Here is a 23,656-nt window from a genome sequence, read left to right on the forward strand (position 1 = left end):
TCTGGCAAAATCCAGCCTCATTGAGCGCTCGCGATTACGCATCTGCTGACATCCTGCTGTTTTTCCCTTATCTCGACTGCTTCACCATCTGAACGACACTGAACATACCGAACATCGCCAGGTTCACAACGACAACACTGGCTCCCGCCGGGATCGAATATACATAGGAAAGAATAAGTCCGATAAAGAAGCACACCACTGACACAACGCCCGAAGATACCACAACGCCGAAAAAGCTCTTAAAAACCCGCATGGATGTCAGTGCCGGGAAGATCACAAGGCTCGAGATCAGCATGGCACCCATCATTCTCATACCGAGAACGATCGTAATGGCAGTCAGGACCGCGATCAGAAGGTTATAGGCGGAGACCCGCACACCCGTCGCCTTCGCGAAGCTCTCATCGAAGGTCACGGCAAAGACCTTGTTGTAGCAGATCACAAACATGCCGAGGACCACCAGGGACAGGACTACGCTTAAGCACATGTCCTCGCGGCTCATTGCTAAAATACTTCCGAACATATAGCTGCTGACATCCGTCGTCATTCCCGTCGTCAGGGATGTGACGATGATACCGATGGCGAGAGATCCTGCGGAAATCATCGCGATCGCCGCGTCACTCTTGATCTTTCCGTTTCCCGTGATCCGAAGAAGCAGGACCGCCGCCGCTGCCACCACCGGGATCGATACCGCGAGAGGCGCCCAGTTAAAGGCCACCGCGATAGAGAGTGCCCCAAAGGAAACATGGGACAGTCCGTCACCGATCATTGAATACCGTTTCAGCACAAGGCTGACTCCCAGGAGCGATGCGCAGAGCGAGATACAGATACCGCCGATCATCGCCCGCACGAGAAACGGATAGGAAAACATTTCCTGTAAAAGTCCCATTTAGTTCTCACCTCCGAGGAATTCTCTTCCGAATTCCGATTTCTTATACTCATCCACGGTCCCGTAAAACTGGACCGTCTGTTTCAACTGTAAGATCTTGTTGGCCTGGGTCACGATATTTCCGATATCGTGGGAGACCATGAGGACAGCCACCTTCTCGTCCCTGTTTAGATGGCGGATCACCGCATAGAAATCCTGGGTGGATGCCGGGTCAAGTCCCGTGATCGGCTCGTCCAGGATCAGGAGCTTATCCGTAGCGCAGAGGGCCCTCGCGATCAGGGTACGCTGTTTCTGTCCGCCGGAGAGATCCCGGTAGCAGCTCTTTTTGAGATCCGTGATTCCGAGCTTTTCCATATTGACTGCCGCAAGCTTCCGCTCTTCCATCGAGTAAAACGGTCGGTTTCCACGCTTTCCAAGGCAGCCGGAGATCACGACCTCCTGTACCGTCGCAGGGAAATCCTTCTGGGCCGGGGTCTGTTGCGGGAGATATCCGATTCCGGACCGTCTCAACTCGTCCGCCAGCGTCAGGACACCGCCGGTGGGCTTTATGAGTCCTAAGAGTCCTTTCATCAGGGTGCTCTTTCCGGATCCGTTCTCGCCAACGATGCAGAGATAGTCCCCAGGATTGATCTCCATGGACACGTCCTTCACCACGTCATAGTTTTCATATCCAAAATCCACATGTTCACATTTTAATAATGGCTGGTTCATCGATAAAGTCCTTCCCGTAAATTGACAACATTCTGTTCCATCAGTTCCAGATAGGTGACGCCGTTATCAAACTCTCTTCTCGTCACGTTATGACAGGAGTGAAATAACAGTGGCTTCGCACCGGTCTCCTCGCTGATGATCTCCGCCACCCGGTGGCTGGAGAGTTCCAGGTAATAGACCGCCGGGATCTGTTCCTCCCGCACCTTGTCGATCAGGTATGCGATAGTCTTTGCGCTTGGCTCAGTGTCGGAGGCGCAGCCGGAAAACGCAGCCCTGTACCGGAGTCCGTAAGTGTCCGCAAAATAGCGAAGCGGAAACTTGTCCGCCATGACAATGAGGTCTAAGTCCGCGCCATTTACCACATCGCGGAATTCCTGGTCGAGATTCTCAAGTTTGCCGAGATAATCCTCTGCATTTGCCGCAAAGATGTCCGCGTCTGCCGGGTCCATCTCCTGAAGCGTGTCCGTGATCACCTGGGTGATCTTCATGGCATTCACCGGAGAGGTCCATATGTGCTCGTCGTATTCGATCTCGTAGTCCGCGTCATCATCGTGCTCATCATCCGTATGATCATGATCTTCCGCATCGTGATCATGATCATCGTCATCAGCATGGACCGTCTCATCATGGTCGTGGTCATCATGGGTACCGTCTGCCGACGCATGGCTGTGGTGATGTTCCTCACCTGCGTCCTCCATGCCTTCCACGATCTCTTCCTCCACGGTATCCACATAGTCCATCATCGTGATGACCTTTAAGCTCTCCGAATCCAGGGATGCCACAACCTGGCTCACCCACTGCTCCATGGCACCACCGTTGCAGATCAGAAGGTCCGCGTTCTGGATCAGGCGGATATCTGCTGGTGTCGGCTCAAAGGAATGGCTGTCCTGTCCCGCCGGGATCACCATGGAAAGATCTACGGCATCCCCCGCGATCTGTCTCGTGAAATCGTAGTACGGGAACAGGGTCGTTACAACTTTCAGCTTTCCATCATTCGGAGTTCCCACATCTCCGTGTGTGTCACTAACAGAGCCACAGCCTGTCAGGGTACCAAAAAGAAACATCGCTGCGGTGAGCCATGCTTCTATCCGTTTTCGTCTTGTTTTTCTAAAATCCTTCAATCCATTTCCTCCGGTATCTAACGCGCGGGCTGCTGTTTTAAGCATAGTTTACGCAAGGTCCGAATTTTCATGTTACTGTCTTTTATTTTTAATAGCAGCTCTTTGTTTCCTGCGCAGTTTTTCCTGCAGTCATCACTATATATAAATAAATCCGCTTACTGCTGTCACCTTTTTATGGCACATTGATAAGTCATGCCGCATCTGCACAGGTCTGCCAAACAGCTACTTTTCAATCTCCGTTAAGATATCAAGCGGTTTCTCAAGCAGAAATTCCGGCTGGAATGCCGCAAGCTCCTCACGGCCCCTGAATCCCCAGAGAACTCCCACCGTCGTCATCTTCGCGTTCTTTCCAGTCTTCATGTCCGTATTCGTATCTCCAAAATACAGGCACTCTGACGGGTCCGCGCCACAGATCTTCGCCGCCTTCAACGCTCCCGACGGGTCCGGCTTCTTCGGAACGCCCTCCTGCTCCCCGATCACCGTGTCAAAATATCCCGCGCCGAATACATATTCTACGGTCTTCTTCGCTTGGGCATCAGGCTTGTTGGATACAACAGCAATCTTTAAACCCAGCTCTTTCGCCTTCGAGGTGAGCTCCACGATTCCATCGTAAGGATGCATCTCATAGTTACAGTATTTTCCGAATATCTCCATATATACAGGGAGGATCGCCTCGTAGTGCGCCTCATCCGTATCCCCGCAGGCCGCGAGGGAACGTTTCATCTGCATTTTATATCCATCGCCGACGATGGTCATCATCTGTTCCTCTGTCAAAGGACCGAGCCCAAACTTCTCCAGTGAAAGGTTCGTACAGTATGTCAGCGCATGGATCGAGTTTACCAGCGTTCCATCCAGATCAAAGATCAGACACTTATATTTCATATCTGCCTCCATATAAAGCAAAAACGAATCAAAAACTGTGCCACTCATTTTATCACACTAAAAAAAAAATGACAATACCTTTCTGCGCATATATAGGGCTCCGAAAATTTCCTTTAAATCCCATTGACTCTTTCCAGTTTCCATATTAGGATATATCTATATGAAAAGGACAAATCTACATATATTTTATGTGCATTTTTGTACCAAAAGACGAAATCCCAGGAGGTACGTTTATGAAAAAATTTTGCATCGCAGCTCTCGCTGCAACACTGGCTCTCGGAACCATGATCACAGCTCAGGCTGCTGATACAATAGATGGAACTGTTGTATCCGGCACATACAAACGCAGCACAAACGGCGGACGCCGCCGCGGTTTAAAGTCCCCGGCAGGCGGTGCCTGGGAGAAGCTTTCTGACGGTACCTACAAATATCACTTTGCGGAAGGTCTCGAAGCTACCGATTACTGGCTGGAGATCGATGGAACCTGGTACTATTTCGGTCATGACAATATCATGCAGACCGGATGGGTAAAGGATGACGGCAACTGGTACTACATGGATCTTGAGACCGGTGCTCTCTTCACCGGCTGGCACGAGATCAGCGGCAAGTGGTACTACTTCCACGAGGAAGGTGATGGCTTCAAGGGCACTCTCATGGTAAACTGTGAGACTCCGGACGGATACACCGTTGACGTGAATGGTGCGCTTGTAGAATAGTCACTGGCATAAATTTTAAAAATCCCCGCAGGATCGTTTTTCCGCATCCTGCGGGGATTTTTTGCCGGTCCATATAGCATCCGTTCCAATAATACGTTTCTTGCATATGTCCCATTGATCGGCAGTTCCTCTTTATTCATATCTCAGAGCATCGATCGGATCCGCCTTTGCGGCTTTCGACGCCGGGTAAATCCCAAAGAAGATGCCGACCACGGCCGAAAAGGATACCGCAAGAAGGATGATCCCGGGTTTGATCACAACAGGGAGTCCAAGCGCCGCGCCGCCTGCCGTCACGAGACTCACAGCGAGAAGAACGCCGATGATTCCGCCCAGAGCTGACAGGATCGCGGACTCTGTCAGGAACTGGATCAGGACATCCCGGGTCCTTGCACCGAGCGCCTTTCTGATACCGATCTCGCGGGTCCTCTCCGTGACGGACACCAGCATGATGTTCATGATCCCGATGCCGCCCACCAGGAGAGAGATCGCAGCGATCCCGCCCACAGCCATGGAAAGTCCGCCCATGAGGCTGTCGATGGATCCCATCTCATTTGCCACCGTATTCGTATAGAAATCTTCCGCGTTTCTATTCTTAATTTTCCCGAGATACATCGTCAGCCTTGACATGAAATTTACCATGTCCGTTCCCTCTTTCGCGTACAGACGACAGTAATAGAACTGGTCATTCGGCCATGTGAGCAGTGTATACGGGATATACGCGGATCCCGTATCGCCGGAACCTCCGGACAAAAGCTTCTGGAAGGCGCTCATCTCTTTTTTGTAGACACCGACTACCGTATACATGTCTGTATCCCCGTAGACGGTGGTCCGGAAGGTCTTTCCCACCGCGTTTTCCGTTCCGAAAAGTTTTCTGGCACTCTCCTCCTCTATCACCACATTTTTCTTTCGTCCAAGGATATCTCCTTCGTTTAAATAACGTCCGGAAATCATGGTCACCGGCTGGACATCGCTAAAATTCCAGTCGATCCCCTGGAAGTCAAATTTCATGTTTGTCCGTCCTGCAAGGACTTCTGAATTTACGCTGGCGTAACTGTCGATATAGGATATCTCATCCCCAAAGATCTCCTTGATCTTATCAAGTTCATCCAGGGTAAAGTAATCGCTGTCCCGCACATCCTCCACATTGTATCCGATGGATACCACCGCCTGGGTGGCCCCCGCGTCCTTATAGAGGTCCGCGAACAGTCCGCGCATCGTATCGCCGATGGAAACGATGGATATGACAGAACCGATTCCGATGATAATGCCCAGCATGGTCAGGAGTGAGCGCATCTTGTTCGCCATGATTGCATGGAAGGCCATGATCATATTTTCGCCTAGCATCCGACCACCCCACTCTCTGTTCCGGCTGTTTTCTGGAAGTGTCTGTAGAGACCTTTCATGTGGACTTTACCGCTTCCTTTTGTCGGGTTTTCGTTGATCTCATCTTTGATGATCTGACCATCTGAGAAGTGGATGATCCGGTCCGTAAAGGCGGCGATATTTTCCTCGTGGGTGACAACGATCACTGTGGCTCCCGCTTTGTGGAGTTCCGAGAAGATCTCCATGATCTCGATGGACGCGGCTGTATCGAGATTTCCCGTCGGTTCATCCGCCAGGATCAGCGGCGGCTCGTTCGCCAGCGCTCTCGCAATGGCAACGCGCTGTCTCTGTCCGCCGGACATCTCATTGGGCATGTGTCCGGAGCGTTTTTCCAGCCCCACGCACTCCAACAGTTCCATGGCCCGCTCCGTCCTTTTCCTTTTCGGGATCCTCGCGTAGGTCATCGGGAGCTCCACATTTTTTAACGCCGATGTCCTGGAGATCAGGTTGAAGGATTGGAACACGAAGCCGATCTTTTTATTCCGCACCGCGGAGAGTTCGTCCGGGGACAGGGCCGCCGTGTCGATCCCGTCGAGGTAATAGTGACCCAGTGTCGGGCGGTCCAGGCAGCCTAAAATGTTCATCAGGGTGGATTTTCCCGATCCGGAGTGTCCCATGATCGCAACGAACTCGCCGCGGTGGATCGTCAGGTTGATTTTCTTTAGTCCCATGACCCGGATCGCGCCTGTGTCGTAGATCTTTACGAGGTTTTCCAGGCGGATCAGCTCGTCTGTCACGTTTTCCGTCATGTAGCGGGATCTTGTCAGTTTTTCAAACATTGTTTATTCCCCCTGTTTTCCGGATGATGTGACTGCCATTCCATCTGTGTACTGCTCTCCCGGCTCCGCAATCAGGACGGAGTTTTCATCCAGGGAGCTCCCTTCCACCGGGATGATCTCCATCTCCACATCGCCTTCCACACCGATGTCCACCGGAACCCAGGATACGGTTCCGTCACTGATCTCCTGGACGTAGTTCGTTCCGTCTTTTTCCATCACGGCGGAGACTGGGACTGTCAGGGCGTTCTCGGATTCTTCCAGGACAATGGACGCGCGGGCGGTGATTCCAGCGATCAGTTTTGTGTCCTGATCTGTGACGCGGATCTTTGTGGGGATGACGCGCTCGCTGGAACCGCCGCCTTTTTCTTCGCCGGTCGGGGAGATCGAGATGACTTCGCCGTGGACGGTCTCACCGTTTAAGATGTCCGCGGAAATCTCGGCTTCCTGGCCGACGGCGACTTTTCCGATGGTGTACTCGCTGACTTTGATCTCGAGTTCCAGGTTATCGAGGTTTTCGATCACGAAGAGTGGGGCGTCGTTTTCCATTTTGTCGGCAAAGCGGCCTACTTTTGTGTTGACGCGGACGACGGTGCCGTCGATAGGGGCTTTTAATATCGTATTATCTAACTGCTCTACGGCTTTTTCGTAGTCGAATTTTGCTTTTTCGATCTGGAGGCGGTAGGAGTCATCGGCGACGGCGGATCCGTTTTTTATTGTGTAGGAGTCGCATTCCCGTTCTGCGTCGTGGAGACCGTTTTCCGCTGTCTCAAGATCAACTTTGGGGACGCTGCCGCCATCAAAGAGGGCTTTTGTGCGGTCGTAGTTGGCCTGGGCGGTGTTCAGGTCCTGGATGGCTTTGGCGTAGCCGTTTCTTGCTTCTTTATCTTTTTCGGCGCAGGTGGTCACGGCGAGGTCGTAGTCGTTTTTGGCGATGTCGGCTTCTTTTTTTACGTCGGAATCGTCGAGGACTGCCAGGGGCTGGCCTTTTGTGACTTTGTCGCCTTCTTTTACGGGAATTTCGAGGATCTCAGCGTGGAGGTTTGAGACGACGTCTACGCTGTCGGTTCCGGAGATGGGGCCGGTGACGGTGAGGCGGTTTTGGATGGTTTTGCGGGTTGGGGTCACAGTGTCCACAACGGGGACCATGTCTTTTCCGCCGGACAGGAGTTTGATGCCGGTGATTCCGAGGATGGCAATGGCGGCGGCGATTATGATCTTTTTTCTCTTTGGGTTTTTGGGTTTCTTTTCTGTGGTTCCGGCCAGTAGGGAGTCTAGTTCTTTGTCGAATTCTTCTGGTGAGATTTTTTCTTCACTGCTCATACTCATGTGTTCCTTCCGAGGTTTTCTATGTTAAATGTGATTATTTTAACACTGGAATTTAGTATAGCAGGGAAATGTTTCTTTCTTGGGTCTTTTATCTGGCGGTTTTCTTGCGATTTTCTTACGGTTTTTGGGGGAGAGGTGAATTGGCGGGGGGGTACGCACAGACCAGCTTTCAGATTCGGGCTCAGAGGATTTTCGGGGCGGTTCCTCTAGGCTTGCAGGAGAATGCTAAAGGCGGAGAAGCGTGGACACAACTCGCTTACGCTCAAACAAGTGTCCACGCTCCTCCAACGCATTCTTCTGCGCGCCAAGAGGAAGCCATGCCCCGAAAATCAATCGCCCGGATCTGAAAGCTGGTCTGTGCTGTGTACTGGCGGGAGCGCAGGCGCTGCGCTGTGCGTTGAGGATATGACTGTGCTGAGGGACGAGAAAGGAATAAGCAGTGCTGCATAATAGTTGTGTACTGTGCTGTTGTTTTGACGGTTGGCTCACGGATGAGAGGTTTTTACATATTTTATAGTAAATACGTTTGAGTGAGGTATCCATGACTCCGAAATTGGAAGTTAGAGGGGTGGATTATTCCTACCACACCATGGAGGGAGAGACGAAGGCCCTTTCTGATATATCGTTTCATGTGAATTCCGGCGAGTTTCTTTGTATTGTCGGGCCGTCCGGGTGTGGGAAGTCTACGTTGCTTTCTCTGCTTGCCGGGCTTTTGGCCCCTGAGCGGGGGGAGATTCTTTTTGACGGGGTTTCTGTCGGGAAGGGGACTTCGGGGATCGGGTACATGCTGCAGAGGGATCATTTGTTTGAGTGGCGGACGATCCTTTCGAATGTTTCACTGGGGCTTGAGGTGCGGAGGAAGTGTGATTCAAAGCATTTGAGCCGGGTGAAGGAGCTTCTGGATTCTTACGGACTTCAGTATTTTTACGATGCGCATCCGTCGGAGCTTTCCGGGGGGATGCGGCAGCGGGCTGCTTTGATCCGGACTCTTGCTTTAGAGCCGGATCTTCTGCTTCTTGATGAGCCGTTTTCTGCTCTGGATTATCAGACGAGGCTTTCGGTCTGTGATGATATCAGTTCGATCATCCGCAGCAGAAAGAAAACGGCGATCCTGATCACCCATGATCTTTCGGAGGCGGTGAGCACAGCGGACCGGATCCTGGTGCTGACGAACAGACCGGGGACGATCAAGGGGGAGCTTGTGATTCGGTTTCCGAACCATGAAATGAGTCCTTTGAAGCGGCGGAATTATCCGGAGTTTTCTTCTTATTTTAATGAATTGTGGAAGATTCTTGGGAACGGGAATGGTGATGATACGTCAACTGTCGATGGGGCCGGATCTGGAGATACAGATATTATCAATGGAACTGAATCCGGTGATGAGAATGCACCGGCAGCCAGAAACGGACTCATGACCGCTGTCAATGTGGGAGGTGATCCGGATGAGATTTCATAGTATCGCTTCTTTTATCCTGCGCAGGCACCGGGCTGTGATCCCGGCAGCGGATCTTGCGGTCTCCCCGGCCCAGTGCCGGTATCTGGAGCAGGAGCGGCGGATCCGGAGGCAGATCTTCATCTGCAGGATCTTATTTCTGGTCCTGTTTCTTTTTTCCTGGGAGATCAGCGCCCGGATCGGGATCCTGAACGATTTTATTTTCAGTTCCCCGTCCCGGGTGCTCTCCTGTTTTCTTTCCATGGCGGCAGACCGGACGATCTTTTACCACACGGGAGTCACGGTTTTGGAGACGCTTTTGAGCTTTTTTCTTGTGACATGGATCGGGATCTTCGGCGCGGTGGCACTCTGGTCCAGCAGGCGGCTTGCAAAGATTCTGGAACCGTACCTTGTCATATTGAACAGTCTGCCGAAGTCCGCTCTCGCGCCGCTGCTCATCGTATGGCTGGGCAACAACATGAAGACGATCATCACGGCGGCGGTCTCTGTTGCGGTATTTGGCTCGATCTTAACGCTCTACAACGGCTTTCTCTCCATGGATCCTGACCAGATCCGTCTGATCTACACGCTGGGAGGAAAACAGAAGGATGTTCTCACAAAGGTCCTGCTGCCCGGCTCTGTTCCACTTATCATCAGCAACATGAAGGTCAACATCGGTCTCTGCCTCGTCGGCGTCATCATCGGCGAGTTTCTCTCCGCCCAGGCAGGCCTTGGCTTCCTCATCATCTACGGCAGCCAGGTCTTCAAGCTGGATCTCGTGATCATGTCCATCGTGATCCTCTGTATTCTGTCCGCAATCCTGTATCAGGCGGTGGCAGTGCTGGAACGGAGGTGTAGGCAGTAGAATCCATCCACAGTTTCTGGTATCGGTAGGTTTTTCGGATGCATGACAATCCGTTAATCCATAAAATCTTTCTAAACAAATTTTTTTACCAACATCATGCACCGCTCTCATCAGTGACTGGAAGAAATAGTCTCACAAACAAAAATCCCCAGAAAACACCGCCCATATACCGGGGCATGTCTTCTGGGGAATATTTTTTGATTTTAAGCTAGTCCAAGGACTCTCTGTAGAATCCGCCATAGAAGTCTTCTGTTTTGAATACGTTTATGATCACGTTTTCATCTACTTCCTGGATCAGCTGGACGATATCGTTGATCTCGTAGGAAGAAATTACGGTGTGGAGCAGGTACATTTTTTTGTGGCTGTAGCCGCCGATGGCGTCCACGCAGGAAATACCGTGGTGATACTTGCTGACATACGCCTTCATGACCTCTTCCGCTTTCTCAGTGGTGATCTGTAAGGTCACGCGGTCATAGCGGTGATGGAAGGTGGAGATCATCTTTGTGGAGATGAACTGGAACAGGATGGAATATCCTGCATACTCCCAACCGAACATGTGTCCAAAAATTACAAGGATACACACATTTCCCATGAACACATAGTTCCAAATGGACTTTCCGGTCTTATTGGAAACATAGAGGGCAATAAAGTCGGTACCACCTGTGGATGCGTTTCCTTTTAAGGAAAGGACAACGGACAGTCCGTAAAGCACACCGCCGAAGATCACATTCAGGGTCAGATCCTCAAATAGCGGAGTATAGTGGCAGACTTTTAAGAAAAAGCTTGCAAAAAATACCTGCAGCAGCGAAAACACCGTGAATTTCACGTTGATGCTGCGGCAGCACATCAGGGCAACAGGCAGGTTTAAAACAACGAGTGCCAAAGATGTCGAGACGGTAAATCCATACAGTTCAGTGATTCGGTCGATCAAAATCGCAAGTCCCGTAAATCCGCTGGACAGAAGGCCTGCCGGACGAATAAAGGCCAGAATTACATAAGACTGCAGAAGGGCAGATGCCAGAACTGCCACGAAGGAAATCGCACAGCGGACAACAAAATTTTTCCGTATTTCACGTACCTTTTTGGTAACATCATTCCAGGAACTCATAAGTGGGGTACTCCTTTTTCATACTCTTGGTGCTGCGATCCGGTATTGTTGTATTTGATAAATCAAATGGTATATTTCCCCGAATCGGTCCATTATTTTCAGATTCTTTGCCGTTTTGTATGGGGTATTAGAAAAACGACCTTCCTAACTTTATCATGATTTTTTTGATTGTCAATCGGTCTCTTGAAAAACGAGAAAAAAACAACCGGAGGAGAACTCCGGCTTAATAATGTTAAAAATTCTATTCTCTTGTTTCCGCATCTATACAATTATTTTCCGCGGTTTTCCCCGATCGCCGTGAGGTACCGGTTGCACGCATCCTTCATGCACGCGATCAATGGCTTCTGCGTCAAAGCAAAATAGCGCTCCCTGATCTCCTTCTCGATCAGCGGAACGTCTGTCCTCAGGCTCTTCCCCACAAACATGGATGCCACGAACTGCTTCGTCACCTCAAGGATCGTATTGCAGTCCAGTTCCAGGATCTTCCCCGTATCCCGCTCCACGATCAGACTGATATAAAACTCCCCGTGGAGATTGTAGATCGCATCCTCTTTGCTCGGCTTTGCCTGGCCGACCACGAGGATCGTGTTTTTGTTTTCCATATAATATACCCCTTTTTGTTCCCGATATAAGAAATTGCTCATAGTAACCGACCTGCCCGCTCACGCAGACGAAACCTTTGCTGACAGCGCAAGAAAAACAAATGTCATCTGCGGTACCACTTGTTTTACTTTTGCGCCCGTTACATAGTATATCACAAAATATATTCGTTTTCCATTGACTTTTCTATGCATTTCCACTAGACTAGAGACAACGAAAACAGATTCTTTTATTTATCGGGACTCCTGCCCGGATGTTCCCTCCGTAAATAAGAGCCATGAATCTTCCAACAGGGGATCAGTGGCTTTTTTTGTTGCCTGAAATCCGAAAAACGATCCATATCGGCTTTTTCATACACACGGCAGCGAAAAAAGTTTTCCCCCTCATCAAACATATTTGGAGGATAAATACCATGACATTTTTTAAAGATCTGGATACCATTATGAAACAGGATTTCGGAAACCGCGGGCTCTTAAAAGCACTCCCGGACAATCCGATCCAGGAAACCTTAAACACGCTCGCGGACGCCCGCCGTGTCATTCTCTTAACCGGCTTTCCGGTCCGACTCAGCGACGGCTCTTATGTTGGTGAAACCGACGGCCCCTTAGGCACCGCTGATATTGCAGCAGCCCTGACCGCTCTCGGCGCCTCCGTCCTCGTGATCACCGATGAGCCCGCCTTTTCCATTGTAAGCGACGTTGTCTGCTACCGCGCTCCAAAAGCAAAACTCATGATGCTCCCTAAAACAGACACCGGAGACTTCATCCAAAATTGCATCAAAACCTTCGCCCCGACCCACCTCATCTCCTTAGAACGCCCCGGTAAAGCCGCCAACGGCCACTACCACAGCATGCGCGGCGAAGTCCTCGATGACATGATCACTGACTCCGCCCTCTTTCTCTCCGAAGCAAAAAAATCCGGAGCCACCACCATCTCCATCGGCGACGGCGGCAACGAGATGGGCATGGGCACCTACCGCGACGTGATCGAACATTTCGTTCCCTTCGGTGGAACGATCTGCACCGCCGAATCCGCCGACATCACCCTCGCCAGCGGCGTCTCCAACTGGTGGGGAATTGGTATCGCCGCCCTCTGCTCCCTCTTCGCTGAAAAAAATCTCCTCCCGACCCGCGAGGAAGAGACCGAGTCTCTCCGCCTCGCCGTAGCCGCCGGCAGCGTAGACGGTTGCACCAAAAAGAACGAAATGACCGTCGACCGCCTGGATCTCGAGACGCATCTCGGAATCCTGGATTCTGTTAACGACATCTTAAAGAAAGAACTGGACATATGTGCAATTGCATAAAGTAATCTCCATATCGCACAGCGCAGCGCCTGCGATCCCGCCAATACACTCGGCTGGCCACCCTCGCGCAGCCAATCTCAGCGCTGGCCTGGGTCCGGATCCGGGTGCCTGATTTCGGGGGCATGGTTTCCTCTTAGTGCGCAGGAGAATTCGTTGGAGGAACCGCCCCCGAAATCCCGAGTACCCGGAGCCGGACCCAGGCCAGCGCGTACCCCGCAGCCACATCCCAGGCCAGCACGTACCCTTTAGCCAATCCCCCGCACATTTCATATTGACATCCCCCACCCCCATTCTATATAATAGATATAAATAATACGAATACCACATATGAAAGGGGGTTATACTCCTGCGGTCCCACCCGGACGGCAGTATTTTTATGGAACAGCACCTGTCACAATACAAAATCTTCTACGAAGTAGCCCGCTGCGGCAACATCTCCCGCGCCGCCAAAGAACTCTACATCAGCCAGCCTGCTATCAGCAAAGCCATCAGCAAACTTGAAGAAAGCCTCGGCATCAAACTCTTCAGCCGAAACTCCCGCGGCGTCCAACTAACAAGAGAAGGCGCGATCCTCTTCCAGCATGTGAACACCGCCTTCGACTCCATCGGCCGCGGCGAACGCGAACTGAAGCGGATCCATGATTTCCATATCGGGAACTTGAAGATCGGTGTCAGCAACACCCTGTGCAAATACGTCCTTCTCCCCTACTTAAAAGGATTCATCGGAAAATACCCGCACGTAAACATCGCCATCGAGAGCCAGTCCACCTACCAGACCCTCGACATGCTGGATGCCAGAAAGATCGATATCGGACTCGTGGCGGAGCCAAAAAGCAAAAAAGGCCTCCACTTCCAGCCGGTAATGGAAATCAGCGATGCATTCGTCTGTACTCCGGCCTATCTGGAAAACCTCCATCTGAGAGAAGGCAATGACACCGATATTTTTAAAACCGGAAATATCATGCTCTTAAACCGCTCCAATATGAGCCGGAAACATGTGGACGCCTACCTGGCTGACAACCAAATCGAGATCAACCAGATCCTGGAGACCACCGACATGGAACTCCTCATCGAATTCTCCCGGATCGGACTCGGAATCGGCTGCGTCATCAAAGATTTCGTCGAAGATGACTTGAAAAACGGTACACTCATTGAGATCCCGTTAGATATCCCGATCCCGAAACGCGTCATCGGCTTCTGCTGCCATCCTCAGGATATGCCGGATACCCTGAGAGAATTCATGGAATTCTCCCGGACATTCCACAAAGCATGATCTGACAATCGCGGGCATTTTTAATACCGATCTTCCCAGAATTGGCAAACAAACAATATAAGTGCAAATCGCCCGCAAAAAAAGAGCCAGGAACTGAATTCCGATCAATTACAAAATCCAGTTCCCGGCTCTTTTTAGTTTCTCATTTGTAACTGTTCAGTACCTTCACAGTTACATGCAAAAATCCATTCCAAATCGGCTACGCCGATGGATTTTTGCCTTTTTGCCTAGGTTTTCTTACGGTCAGCGCAGCAAGTGCGCAGACCTACTGAACAGTTACTCTCATTTTTCTTATGTACGCTCAACCACTCCTCCAGGCGCAGTCTCCGCACGCGTTTTTACAAAACAAATCCCTAATTCTGGTCCTTATACCCAGTCACTTCATAAAACTTCTCAAGACTTCCATACTTAAACACCATCTTAAGCTCACTTCCGATGCTGTTCATCATCGTCTCATCCGGGATCTCGTCGCGGTGGTACCATCCCGCCTCAGAGAGCTCATCTTCCTGAAGCTTGATCTTATCCGGTCCGTCTAACTCCGCAAAAAATCCGATCATCTCCGTGTCAGAGAATGCCCATGGCTGGCTCTTATAATAGCGGATGTTCTTGACCTTCAGTCCGACCTCCTCCATGACCTCACGGTGGATCGTCTCCTCAAAGCTCTCCCCGATCTCCACGAAACCGGCGATCAGCGCGTATCCGCGGTACGGGTTGTTGTTCACGCGGTATCTGGACATTAAAAGTCTGTCCCCGTCGGAGATTGCAACGATGACAGCCGGAGAGATCTTCGGATACTCCGTCTGTCCGCACTCCGGGCACACTAACGCACGCTCAGTCTTGCTGTTCTCCATCAGATGACCACAGCGTCCGCAGTACTTTCTGCTCTCTTTAAAGCGATGAATCTGTGTCGCCGTGATTCCCGCGAAAGCCTGATACATCGGATGCATCTTTCTGTACGCCGCTGTCGAACAGAGTTCATAGACATCGGAATCATATCTCGGCATCTCCGTCACATAGTAATAATGATTTCCATCGATGGCGAACAGATAATACGCGCTTTCTTTCAGCAGCTCTTTGTCCTCCGGGAAATCAGAAAACTTCGGAATCTTGTGATTTTCCTCGTCCACTTTTCTTAAAAGTGTCTTACTCTTCTTTATATAAAGGACAAAGTCCTCATCCTGCGCCTTCGGCTGTCCGTAGGTCAGGTCAAATTTATGCGGGTTGATATCCTGGATCATTCCTATACTCCTTATTCGTTGACATAAGTTTCTGCCTCCCCGCAGCACCTCTCAGTTTCTGCTTCCGGCCCGGCAAAACCTTAAAATTTTCACATCATTTCCATGATACGACGGGCATTCATTTTTGTCAATCCGTCAAAACCTTCCGCTCTGCACAGTTCCTCAAAGAAACTTCGCCATATGTTTCCCTGTTTCGGTTGACGAACATGTTCATTTGCCTTATAATGCCATTCAGTGTCCCTTCACAAAGGGAGAATGTATGTTTATTTGTAACCGTGAAATTTCTTCACGGTTATCTATGTTTTACGAAAGGAGTTACCCAAATGGCAACAGAAAACAAAATGGGCGTCATGCCGCTAAACCGGCTTCTGATCTCCATGTCCGTACCAATGATGATCTCGATGCTCGTCCAGGCACTCTATAACATTGTGGACAGTATGTTCGTCGCGCAGTTAAGCGAGAATGCCCTGACCGCCGTATCCCTGGCGTTCCCGGCGCAGAACCTGATGATCGCCGTGGCGACCGGAACCGGCGTCGGTGTCAATGCTGCTCTCTCAAGAAATCTCGGCGAAAAGAACTTTGATCGCGCCAACAGGATCGCGGACCACGCTCTGTTCCTGGCGGCTATGAGCTACATCGTATTCGCGATCTTCGGTCTCTTCTTTGCGAGACAGTTCTTCCGTCTCCAGACCGATATCGAGGAGATTGTGGATCTCGGAACTACTTATTTGAGAGTCTGCACGATCGCTTCCTTCGGACTCTTTATGGAAATTGCATGTGAGCGTCTCTTACAGTCCACCGGAAAAACGATTTACTCCATGTACACCCAGGGACTCGGCGCCATCATCAACATCGTCCTTGACCCGATCCTGATCTTCGGTTACTTCGGAGCACCGTCTCTCGGGATCGCCGGTGCCGCAGGCGCCACTGTTTTCGGACAGATCATCGCCTTCGGCCTCGGTTTTTACTTAAATAAGACGAAAAACCACGAGATCACGATCTCCCTCAGGAGCTTTAAGCCCAACGGTGAGATCATCCGCCACATTTACGCGGTGGGCGTTCCGTCCATCATCATGGCATCCATCGGAAGTATCATGACCTTTGGAATCAACAAGATCCTTATCGCCTTTTCTTCCACGGCGACAGCTGTATTCGGTGTCTACTTCAAGCTCCAGAGCTTCGTGTTCATGCCGGTCTTCGGTTTAAACAACGGAACCGTTCCGATCATCGCCTACAACTACGGTGCCGGAAAACCGGACCGAATTATGGGAACCATAAAGCTGGCCGCTGTGTACGCTACAACGATCATGCTGTGCGGCTTCGCTGTCTTCCAGCTCATGCCGGATAAGCTTTTAATGATCTTCAGCGCCTCCGATACGATGCTCTCCATCGGCATTCCGGCACTCCGGATCATCTCCATCAGCTTCCTGTTTGCGGGCTGCTCCATCGTCTGTACTTCCCTGTTCCAGGCACTTGGACATGGAATGCTGAGTTTATGGATCTCCGTGTTCCGTCAGCTTGTCGTTCTTCTGCCGGTGGCATTTATCTTCGCAAGGATCGGTGGTCTTCACACCGTGTGGTTTGCCTTCCCGATCGCCGAAGCTTTCGCGATCATCTTCAGCGGTGTGTGCCTTGTCCATGTGTACCGTAAGGAGATCATTCCGTTGAAAGCACAGCAGGGAAAATAGTTTTTTAATTAAAGAATCGAATTTTTCAGACATGTAAGCTTACGTCCTGACAGGTCGTTTCTCCCGGTTATTTCCGTGTATGAAACGGCTTTGCCAGACTTAAGTTTACATGCCTTTTTGTTATTACCTCTTTTCCGAAGTTCAAAATCATTCCTCGTCTTTTCGAATTCTCCGATGATCTGCATTTCTGTCCGTCAGCATTTTCTTATAAAATTTTTTCAAAAAATATGTGATTTTAACCTTTTAGTTCAAGACAAACCGCGAATTTTATAGTATGATATAGCTACTTACAAAACAGAGGTTCTAAGTCTCATATACCGGCGACAAGGATCCGTCGTCCGTTTCCCTATGAAAATTAATGAATACGTAACTATTCAGTACCTTCATAGCTACGTGCAAAAATCCATTCCAGATCAGCTTCGCTGATGGGATTTTTGCCTTCCAGCCTATGTTTTCTTACGGTCAGCGCAGCAAGTGCGCAGACCTACTGAACAGTTACAAGAATACTTAACATTACCCGCTGTCAGAAACATTTTTTAATGGCTGACAGCTGACATCAGTCTGCCCTGATTGGAAATTTGGAGGATGATGTATGAAAGAATTATCGAAAACGCTGACCGGAAAAAAGATCCGGGATGAAATGTTAAAAAGAAAGATGACAGTCCGCGATCTCCAGGATGCACTGGAACTGGACAGTCCCCAGTCGATCTATAAGTGGCTTCGCGGGGAATCGCTCCCCTCTCTTCCGAATATGCTGGTCCTCGGTGAGCTGTTCAAGGTTCCGTTGGAAAGGCTTCTGGTCCATGAGGACGGAAGTGTCGCTTACCACCGTATCTTCGATGACAGCCTTCCTTACGAGATTGCCTATCTGGTCCAGGACAAAGATGACTTTTCCGTAAAAAGGCGGCATGTGGCACGGGCAGATACCTTCGCGGGAACCTGTTACTCAGGAATCTTTAATCTGCCTCAGGAGTGTCCTCACTCAAAAGCTCCTCATAACTGACATTTAAGACTTTTGCGAAGTATCTCAGTTCAATATCGGTCACAAACCTCTTTCCGCTCTCAATCCTCTGGATCGCGTTCTTATCAAGGTCCAGACCGAGAAGCTGAAGCATATCCGCCAGACGTTTCTGTGAAACATCGTTCATCCTGCTGCGAAGTTCACGGATCTTGATCCCGCAGATATTGTTCCTGCCGGATATTGACTTGTTTTTGTACATATAATAACACTCCTTGTTTGGCATTCACTAATTGTCACTCCAAACAATATATGTTATTATTGAAGCAGTCATGACATTCACTGGATGTCACAAGAAGATTTTATTGGTATGCATTATCAAACCTAAAAAAATATGATCCTGCTGCCGCACCACAGGAGCAGATCTCTTAAATATACAACTTTTCAAAGGAGGATTTATTTATGGAAATCACAAAAGAATTAAAACAGGATCTCTCCGAGCTGGAATCTGCGTGCAGCAGTTTTCTCGGAAAATATGAATCACAGCTCACGGACGCACTGAATAAGACGAAAATGTCCGCTGAGGACAGCTTGAAAATAGACCTGATGCTAGAACTTGTCACCCACCTCTCCTCTGCGCAGTTCGTCTCTTCCTACATGCAGAAGGATATCGTGAAGGAAGGAATTCTGCTCCAGGATGCGGCCGGAAACTTCACGCTCGGCGGCGATCCTCTTCCGACGATGAGCGATATCGAAGTGTATGTCCACGATGATGAATTAAACCAGGACGTCTGGAAGCGTGTATTTATCGGCGGCGGAACTGAAAAGCGGATCTGCGGTCTGCGCCATCCGGATCTCACTTCCGGAGTCCATGCAAGAATCCGCGGTTAGTTTTTCCCAGGAAAAGTCCATAAAAAAGATCCGCCAGCATACCGTACGAAACTATCTTCGGTATCCTGACAGATCTTTTTTCTTTATTTCGTAACTGTTCAGCGCCTTCTCCCTGTGTCTCATACGGTCAACGCGGCAAGTGCGCAGACCTGCAGAACAGTTACTTTATTTCTTACTTATTTGTCTTTTTCTCCTCATACTCCTTCAGCGCCCGCAGTGCCTCCCCTGACAGCGGAAACAGCACTATCAGGTTAAACACCGTCATAAGACCAACGCCCACGTCTCCGAGATCCCACACCACCGTGTACGCCTGCAGTCCGCCGACGAACAGCATGATCAAAGCAAAGATCTTGTAGAGTGTCTGATAAATCCAACGGTTTCCGAACAGGTACGCCACATTGGATCTCGCGTAGAACAGGATTCCCAGGAACGTGGAAAAGCTGAATAGCGCCAGTGTTACAGCGATAAATATTACGCCAATGTCCCCCATATAGTAGCTCATGACTTTCTGTAAAAGATCCATTCCCGCAAGCCCCGTCGTCAGTTCTTCCGGGACGAGCAGCATGATCATCGCCGTGCAGCTGCAGATCACAATGGTGTCGATAAATACGCCAAGCGCCTGCACGAGACCGACCTTTACCGGATCGCTCTCCTCCGCCGCAGCCGCCGCGCATGGTGCGGAACCGGAACCAGCCTCATTGGAAAACAGGCCACGCTTCACGCCGTTCATGAGCACCGCGCCAAAGCCGCCCGCCGCGATCTGGCGAAGTCCGAAGGCTTCCGCAAAGATCCTCGCAAACACGCCAGGAACGCTGCTCAAATGGGTCGCGATGATAAACAGGGTGATCACAAAATAGCAGCCCGCCATGATCGGAACGATCACATCAAGGGCGCGGACCGTAGCGTTCTTTCTCATAACGATCACCGCAGAGATCACGACGAGGACTACCGTCGTCACGAGCGGCGAAATTCCAAAGGCATTCTCAAATGCCGACGCCACAGAGTTGCTGATGACCTGGCTGATTCCACCCCAGCAGATCAGGCCGGACAGCGCAAACAGGACCGCGATCACGGAACGTTTCAGTTTCTTCTTTCTCACCCTCTCCGCATAGCTGTGGATATAGTAAGCCGGACCACCGTGGTAACCGCCGTAGAGCGGGTCCTTTTCCTTATAAAGCTGCGCTAAAGCCGCCTCCACAAACGCTGTGGAGGCCCCAAGCGCCGCCGACAGCCACATCCAGAATACAGCACCGGCACCGCCTGCCGAGATCGCCGCAACAACTCCCACGAGGTTTCCCATTCCTACTCGGGTCGCTGTGGACACAAACAAAGTCTGGATCGGTGACAGGCCGCCTTCCTCCTGTTTTTTTCCGTTCAAAGCCCGGATCATGTCCGGAAACAGGCGGACCGGAAGAAATCTTGTCCGAAGCGTAAAATAGACTCCCGTTGGAATTAAAAGCAAAACAAGAAGCGGGATCCCGATCCCATTTCCGTTCCCCAGCGGAATCGTAAACAGGTCTCCCCATAAGAAGCGGTACACCGCTTCGATAACTGCTGTTACCATAAGTAAATTTTCTCCTTTTCGATATAACATGACAGACAGGCGCCCGCTCCCCCAAAGCGTACATTTGAAGCTTCAATACTAAAACGCGCCAGTCTGTTAAATTGGCATGTACAAGTTTTTATTATACACGTTTATAATGTGTGCTGTCAAATAATCCTTATGAATAGCTCGTATGTGGGAATGAATTATCAGTTATATATGAGGTAAAAAATACGCAGCTATTTTAAGCCCCTCCAGTTATCGCGGCTGATCCCCCTGTTTCGGTCCCCTGAACAAACGACGCTGGTACCCAGCCACTCTGATGCTCATGCGAGTCTGAACTTTATCTTCTTGTCCGTATAAACTATGAGGAGCACGCTTTGCGAGCTTCTCAAGTTATTGCGGCAGTCTCCAAGGTCTCATTCAATCATGGACTTTGGCTCGTTGCTCGCGTAAATAAAAAAGGACACCTCTTTGGTATCCTTTTTCATCTTTCTAAATGCAGTTTAAATTCATGCTGCCCCAAAGAAAACTACGCGTTCTCCTGCTGCTCCGCTTTCTTCGGCGGCATCACACAGAGATCCTTCACGACCTCCCCCGCCAGGATCAGTCCCGCAACGGACGGAACAAACGCGATACTTCCAGGAATTGCGCGGCGCTCGGTGCATTTATGCTTTGCGCCCGGCGGGCAGATACAGTTTTTCCGGCAGCTGATGCTCATGTCTTCCTGCTGCTCTACCGGCGGCTCTGTGGAATAAACCACCTTTAATTTCTTCACTCCGCGCTTCTTTAACTCGCGGCGCATGACCTTCGCAAGCGGACACATGCTGGTCTTATAGATATCTGCCACATGGAACTGTGTCGGGTCCAGCTTGTTTCCTGCCCCCATGCTGCTGATGACCGGAATCTCGCAGCTGATGGCTCTCATGATGATCTCAAGCTTTGCTGTCACGGTGTCCACAGCATCCACCACATAGGAATACTCCGTGAAATCAAATTCGTCGGCGTTTTCCGGAAGGTAAAAGCACTTTCTAACCTCCACCTGGGCGTCCGGGTTGATTTCCAGGATCCGGTCACGCATGACCTCCGCCTTGTACTGTCCGATGGTCTTTCTCGTCGCGATGATCTGGCGGTTGATGTTCGTGAGGCAGACCTTATCGTCATCCACCAGCACAAAAGAGCCGACTCCGCTCCTCGCCAGCGCTTCAGCCACATATCCGCCGACTCCGCCGATACCAAAGATCGCCACCTTTGCCTTCGCGAGACGGTCCATATTTTCTGCTCCTAAAAGGAGCTGTGTCCTTGAGAACTGATTTAACATATCTAACTCCAATCCTGTCTGTACTTCAATTGACCAGATACCATTATACCCACTAGTTTGATATGTGTAAAGAGAGTGCTTCATTATTTCGCGATTTCACCACTCGATCAGTTACTGACATTGCACGTGTACAGTACCCTCAATCACTTTGTTGTTAGACTTACGGCAACGGATACGCCCCGCACTCCACAATATTCCGATAGGACACAGGATCCGTATCACCTTCCGTGTTGATCAGCAGGATCACGGAATCCGCTCCCAGTCCCAGCGCCTTTCTCGCAGCCTCAAGTTCCGGGCGTTCCAACAGCATCAGTACAGCTCCCATAGTCGATGCCCCGGATTCGCCGGATACGATCACCGGGTCATCCCCCGCCGGCTTTGCGTATGCCCGCATGGCATGGGCAGCCGCATAGTCTTTACAGGTGATGTAAGCCGCAGGAACCGATTTTAACACCGGCCAGATAGATTTACACGGTGTTCCGCAGTTTAATCCCGCCATGATGGTCTCCGGCGCTCCGTCCACCGAGCAAAGTTCCCCTGCTTCCCCGGATCTAAAAATACAATCCGCCACGTCCGGCTCCACGATCATGATCTTCGGTGCTTTCTCCCCGTAATGGTTTACAAGATATCCTGCGACAGCCCCCGCCATGGAGCCGACGCCTGCCTGCAAAAACACATGGGTCGGAATCTCTCCCGCTGCCTCGGTCTGCTCCGCCGCCTCCGACGCCATGGTAAGATACCCGTCCATAATCCAGCCTGGGATCTCCTCATATCCGTCCCAGGAAGTATCCTGGATCAGGAACCACCCGTGCTCCTCACTCATCTTCTTCGCGTATTTTACCGTATCATCGTAATTCCAGTCTGTGACTGTCACCTCCGCCGGACCAGCCTGCCGTACAGCCTCCTCACGGGCCTTTACGGTGCCTTTCGGCATATAGACGTAAGCATGTGCCCCAAAGAGCCCGGAAGCCCAGGAAACGCCCTTTCCGTGGTTTCCATCCGTCGCCGTCACAAACGTGTACTTCGCAGTCTTTTCCCGCACATCCGCTTTCTGAAATTCCGAAAAATCCACCTTTCCTGGATCAAGCCCCAGCTCCCGGCACAGGATCCGAAACATCGCATACGTTCCGCCCAGTCCCTTAAACGCCTTCATCCCGAACCGCTCCGCCTCGTTCTTCACAAAGATTCCTTTTACACCAAGCTTGCCGCCAAGCCCCCGCAGTTGCACCAGCGGTGTCCGGTTATACGCCGGAATACTCTCATGAAATCTCCTCGTCTCCTTCGCCTTTCCCTCAGAAAACGCCGAAAGATCCACCTGATCCACTTCCGGTACATTCATCAAAACTTTTGTTCCGTATTCCTCTTCTAATTTCTTTGCCATAAGAATCCCCTTTCCACGATCTTTCAATTATAAAATTATAACATACGTGCCATAAATTCGCAGTAAAAATCCGGATATTAAAAAGGAAGACCCTTCACGAATCTCTCCACAAAAGGTCTTCCTCCTATACTTTTTCACACATCACAATCGGCTTACGCCTCTTCGATCGCCTTGTACATGAATTCACCATAAACTACCGCATAATCCACTTTGTTATTCCTGGTGATTTCATCAAGCTCATCCACAAGATC

At 50.5% G+C, this 23,656-nt stretch carries 21 protein-coding genes and 1 pseudogene; 8 read left to right on the plus strand and 14 right to left on the minus strand.

Annotated elements, in window-relative coordinates; all coding sequences use genetic code 11:
* Nucleotides 1-67: 67 nt before the first annotated feature.
* The 4 genes from GPK83_RS14385 to GPK83_RS14400 form a co-directional block, all read right to left on the minus strand.
* A complete protein-coding gene (locus GPK83_RS14385; RefSeq protein ID WP_215705102.1) occupies nucleotides 68-886 on the minus strand; it encodes a metal ABC transporter permease in 819 nt (272 codons plus the stop codon).
* Nucleotides 887-1,597 carry an ABC transporter ATP-binding protein gene (locus GPK83_RS14390; RefSeq protein ID WP_117470694.1) on the minus strand — a complete coding sequence of 237 codons (711 nt, stop codon included), beginning with the start codon at nucleotides 1,595-1,597 and terminating at the stop codon, nucleotides 887-889.
* Nucleotides 1,594-2,763: a metal ABC transporter substrate-binding protein gene (locus GPK83_RS14395; RefSeq protein ID WP_215705103.1), complete on the minus strand. Its 1,170-nt coding sequence runs from the start codon at nucleotides 2,761-2,763 to the stop codon at nucleotides 1,594-1,596. Before GPK83_RS14395 ends, GPK83_RS14390 begins: the two co-directional genes overlap by 4 nt.
* Before the next feature lie 177 nt (nucleotides 2,764-2,940).
* Nucleotides 2,941-3,600, minus strand: a complete 660-nt coding sequence (locus tag GPK83_RS14400; protein WP_015553508.1) for an HAD family hydrolase — start codon at nucleotides 3,598-3,600, stop codon at nucleotides 2,941-2,943.
* Between the two features lie 233 nt (nucleotides 3,601-3,833).
* Here GPK83_RS14400 and GPK83_RS14405 point away from each other — a divergent pair, with 233 nt between their 5' ends.
* Nucleotides 3,834-4,316, plus strand: a complete 483-nt coding sequence (locus GPK83_RS14405) for a hypothetical protein (RefSeq protein ID WP_181968034.1) — start codon at nucleotides 3,834-3,836, stop codon at nucleotides 4,314-4,316.
* Between the two features lie 132 nt (nucleotides 4,317-4,448).
* On the opposite strand, the gene GPK83_RS14410 is transcribed toward GPK83_RS14405, so the two are convergent.
* Genes GPK83_RS14410 through GPK83_RS14420 form a run of 3 tightly spaced genes read right to left on the minus strand, consistent with a single transcriptional unit; the run spans nucleotide 4,449 to nucleotide 7,798 of the window.
* Nucleotides 4,449-5,660, minus strand: coding sequence for an ABC transporter permease (locus GPK83_RS14410; protein ID WP_117552561.1), 1,212 nt, complete (start codon nucleotides 5,658-5,660; stop codon nucleotides 4,449-4,451).
* The gene (locus GPK83_RS14415; RefSeq protein WP_215705104.1) at nucleotides 5,654-6,478 is read right to left on the minus strand and encodes an ABC transporter ATP-binding protein; all 825 of its coding nucleotides are present in this window, start codon (nucleotides 6,476-6,478) and stop codon (nucleotides 5,654-5,656) included. Before GPK83_RS14415 ends, GPK83_RS14410 begins: the two co-directional genes overlap by 7 nt.
* Nucleotides 6,479-6,481: 3 nt before the next feature.
* A complete protein-coding gene (locus GPK83_RS14420; RefSeq protein WP_242990559.1) occupies nucleotides 6,482-7,798 on the minus strand; it encodes an efflux RND transporter periplasmic adaptor subunit in 1,317 nt (438 codons plus the stop codon).
* Nucleotides 7,799-8,345: 547 nt separating this feature from the next.
* On the opposite strand from GPK83_RS14420, the pseudogene GPK83_RS14425 reads away from it, so the two are divergent.
* Both GPK83_RS14425 and GPK83_RS14430 read left to right on the plus strand, forming a co-directional pair.
* A pseudogene (locus tag GPK83_RS14425) lies at nucleotides 8,346-9,098 on the plus strand (ATP-binding cassette domain-containing protein); the annotation flags it as partial.
* Between the two features lie 148 nt (nucleotides 9,099-9,246).
* On the plus strand, nucleotides 9,247-10,101 hold the full coding sequence (locus GPK83_RS14430) for an ABC transporter permease (protein ID WP_015553516.1): 855 nt from the start codon (nucleotides 9,247-9,249) through the stop codon (nucleotides 10,099-10,101).
* Nucleotides 10,102-10,309: 208 nt separating this feature from the next.
* On the opposite strand, the gene GPK83_RS14435 is transcribed toward GPK83_RS14430, so the two are convergent.
* Both GPK83_RS14435 and GPK83_RS14440 read right to left on the minus strand, forming a co-directional pair.
* Complete coding sequence (locus GPK83_RS14435; protein WP_015553517.1) at nucleotides 10,310-11,209, minus strand: YitT family protein; 900 nt, start codon at nucleotides 11,207-11,209, stop codon at nucleotides 10,310-10,312.
* 269 nt (nucleotides 11,210-11,478) lie between these two features.
* Nucleotides 11,479-11,811 carry a DUF3870 domain-containing protein gene (locus tag GPK83_RS14440; protein ID WP_015553518.1) on the minus strand — a complete coding sequence of 111 codons (333 nt, stop codon included), beginning with the start codon at nucleotides 11,809-11,811 and terminating at the stop codon, nucleotides 11,479-11,481.
* Nucleotides 11,812-12,086: 275 nt separating this feature from the next.
* Here GPK83_RS14440 and GPK83_RS14445 point away from each other — a divergent pair, with 275 nt between their 5' ends.
* A complete protein-coding gene (locus tag GPK83_RS14445; RefSeq protein ID WP_252196378.1) occupies nucleotides 12,087-13,112 on the plus strand; it encodes a DUF4392 domain-containing protein in 1,026 nt (341 codons plus the stop codon).
* Between the two features lie 376 nt (nucleotides 13,113-13,488).
* The gene (locus tag GPK83_RS14450; protein ID WP_015553520.1) at nucleotides 13,489-14,385 is read left to right on the plus strand and encodes a LysR family transcriptional regulator; all 897 of its coding nucleotides are present in this window, start codon (nucleotides 13,489-13,491) and stop codon (nucleotides 14,383-14,385) included.
* Between the two features lie 353 nt (nucleotides 14,386-14,738).
* On the opposite strand, the gene nudC is transcribed toward GPK83_RS14450, so the two are convergent.
* Entirely contained in the window at nucleotides 14,739-15,623 is an 885-nt protein-coding gene (gene nudC, locus GPK83_RS14455; protein ID WP_117470703.1) for an NAD(+) diphosphatase, read from the minus strand.
* A 323-nt stretch (nucleotides 15,624-15,946) separates the two neighbouring features.
* Between nudC and GPK83_RS14460 the strand changes: the two genes are divergently transcribed.
* Both GPK83_RS14460 and GPK83_RS14465 read left to right on the plus strand, forming a co-directional pair.
* Complete coding sequence (locus GPK83_RS14460; RefSeq protein WP_215705106.1) at nucleotides 15,947-17,311, plus strand: MATE family efflux transporter; 1,365 nt, start codon at nucleotides 15,947-15,949, stop codon at nucleotides 17,309-17,311.
* A gap of 592 nt (nucleotides 17,312-17,903) precedes the next feature.
* Nucleotides 17,904-18,314: a helix-turn-helix transcriptional regulator gene (locus GPK83_RS14465; RefSeq protein ID WP_015553523.1), complete on the plus strand. Its 411-nt coding sequence runs from the start codon at nucleotides 17,904-17,906 to the stop codon at nucleotides 18,312-18,314.
* Here the strand turns inward: GPK83_RS14465 and GPK83_RS14470 are convergent.
* Nucleotides 18,268-18,531, minus strand: coding sequence for a helix-turn-helix transcriptional regulator (locus GPK83_RS14470; protein WP_015553524.1), 264 nt, complete (start codon nucleotides 18,529-18,531; stop codon nucleotides 18,268-18,270). The genes GPK83_RS14465 and GPK83_RS14470 overlap by 47 nt on opposite strands.
* Before the next feature lie 200 nt (nucleotides 18,532-18,731).
* Here GPK83_RS14470 and GPK83_RS14475 point away from each other — a divergent pair, with 200 nt between their 5' ends.
* Nucleotides 18,732-19,160, plus strand: coding sequence for a hypothetical protein (locus GPK83_RS14475; RefSeq protein ID WP_015553525.1), 429 nt, complete (start codon nucleotides 18,732-18,734; stop codon nucleotides 19,158-19,160).
* Nucleotides 19,161-19,332: 172 nt separating this feature from the next.
* Here GPK83_RS14475 and GPK83_RS14480 read toward each other — a convergent pair whose 3' ends face one another.
* The 3 genes from GPK83_RS14480 to GPK83_RS14490 form a co-directional block, all read right to left on the minus strand.
* Nucleotides 19,333-20,724, minus strand: coding sequence for an alanine/glycine:cation symporter family protein (locus GPK83_RS14480; RefSeq protein WP_215705107.1), 1,392 nt, complete (start codon nucleotides 20,722-20,724; stop codon nucleotides 19,333-19,335).
* 511 nt (nucleotides 20,725-21,235) lie between these two features.
* Nucleotides 21,236-22,024: a tRNA threonylcarbamoyladenosine dehydratase gene (locus tag GPK83_RS14485; protein ID WP_015553535.1), complete on the minus strand. Its 789-nt coding sequence runs from the start codon at nucleotides 22,022-22,024 to the stop codon at nucleotides 21,236-21,238.
* A gap of 160 nt (nucleotides 22,025-22,184) precedes the next feature.
* Complete coding sequence (locus GPK83_RS14490) at nucleotides 22,185-23,405, minus strand: diaminopropionate ammonia-lyase (protein WP_215705108.1); 1,221 nt, start codon at nucleotides 23,403-23,405, stop codon at nucleotides 22,185-22,187.
* Nucleotides 23,406-23,656: the final 251 nt, after the last annotated feature.

It is taken from the genome of Clostridium sp. MCC328, from assembly GCF_018785465.1.
Lineage (GTDB): Bacteria > Bacillota > Clostridia > Lachnospirales > Lachnospiraceae > Pilosibacter > Pilosibacter fragilis.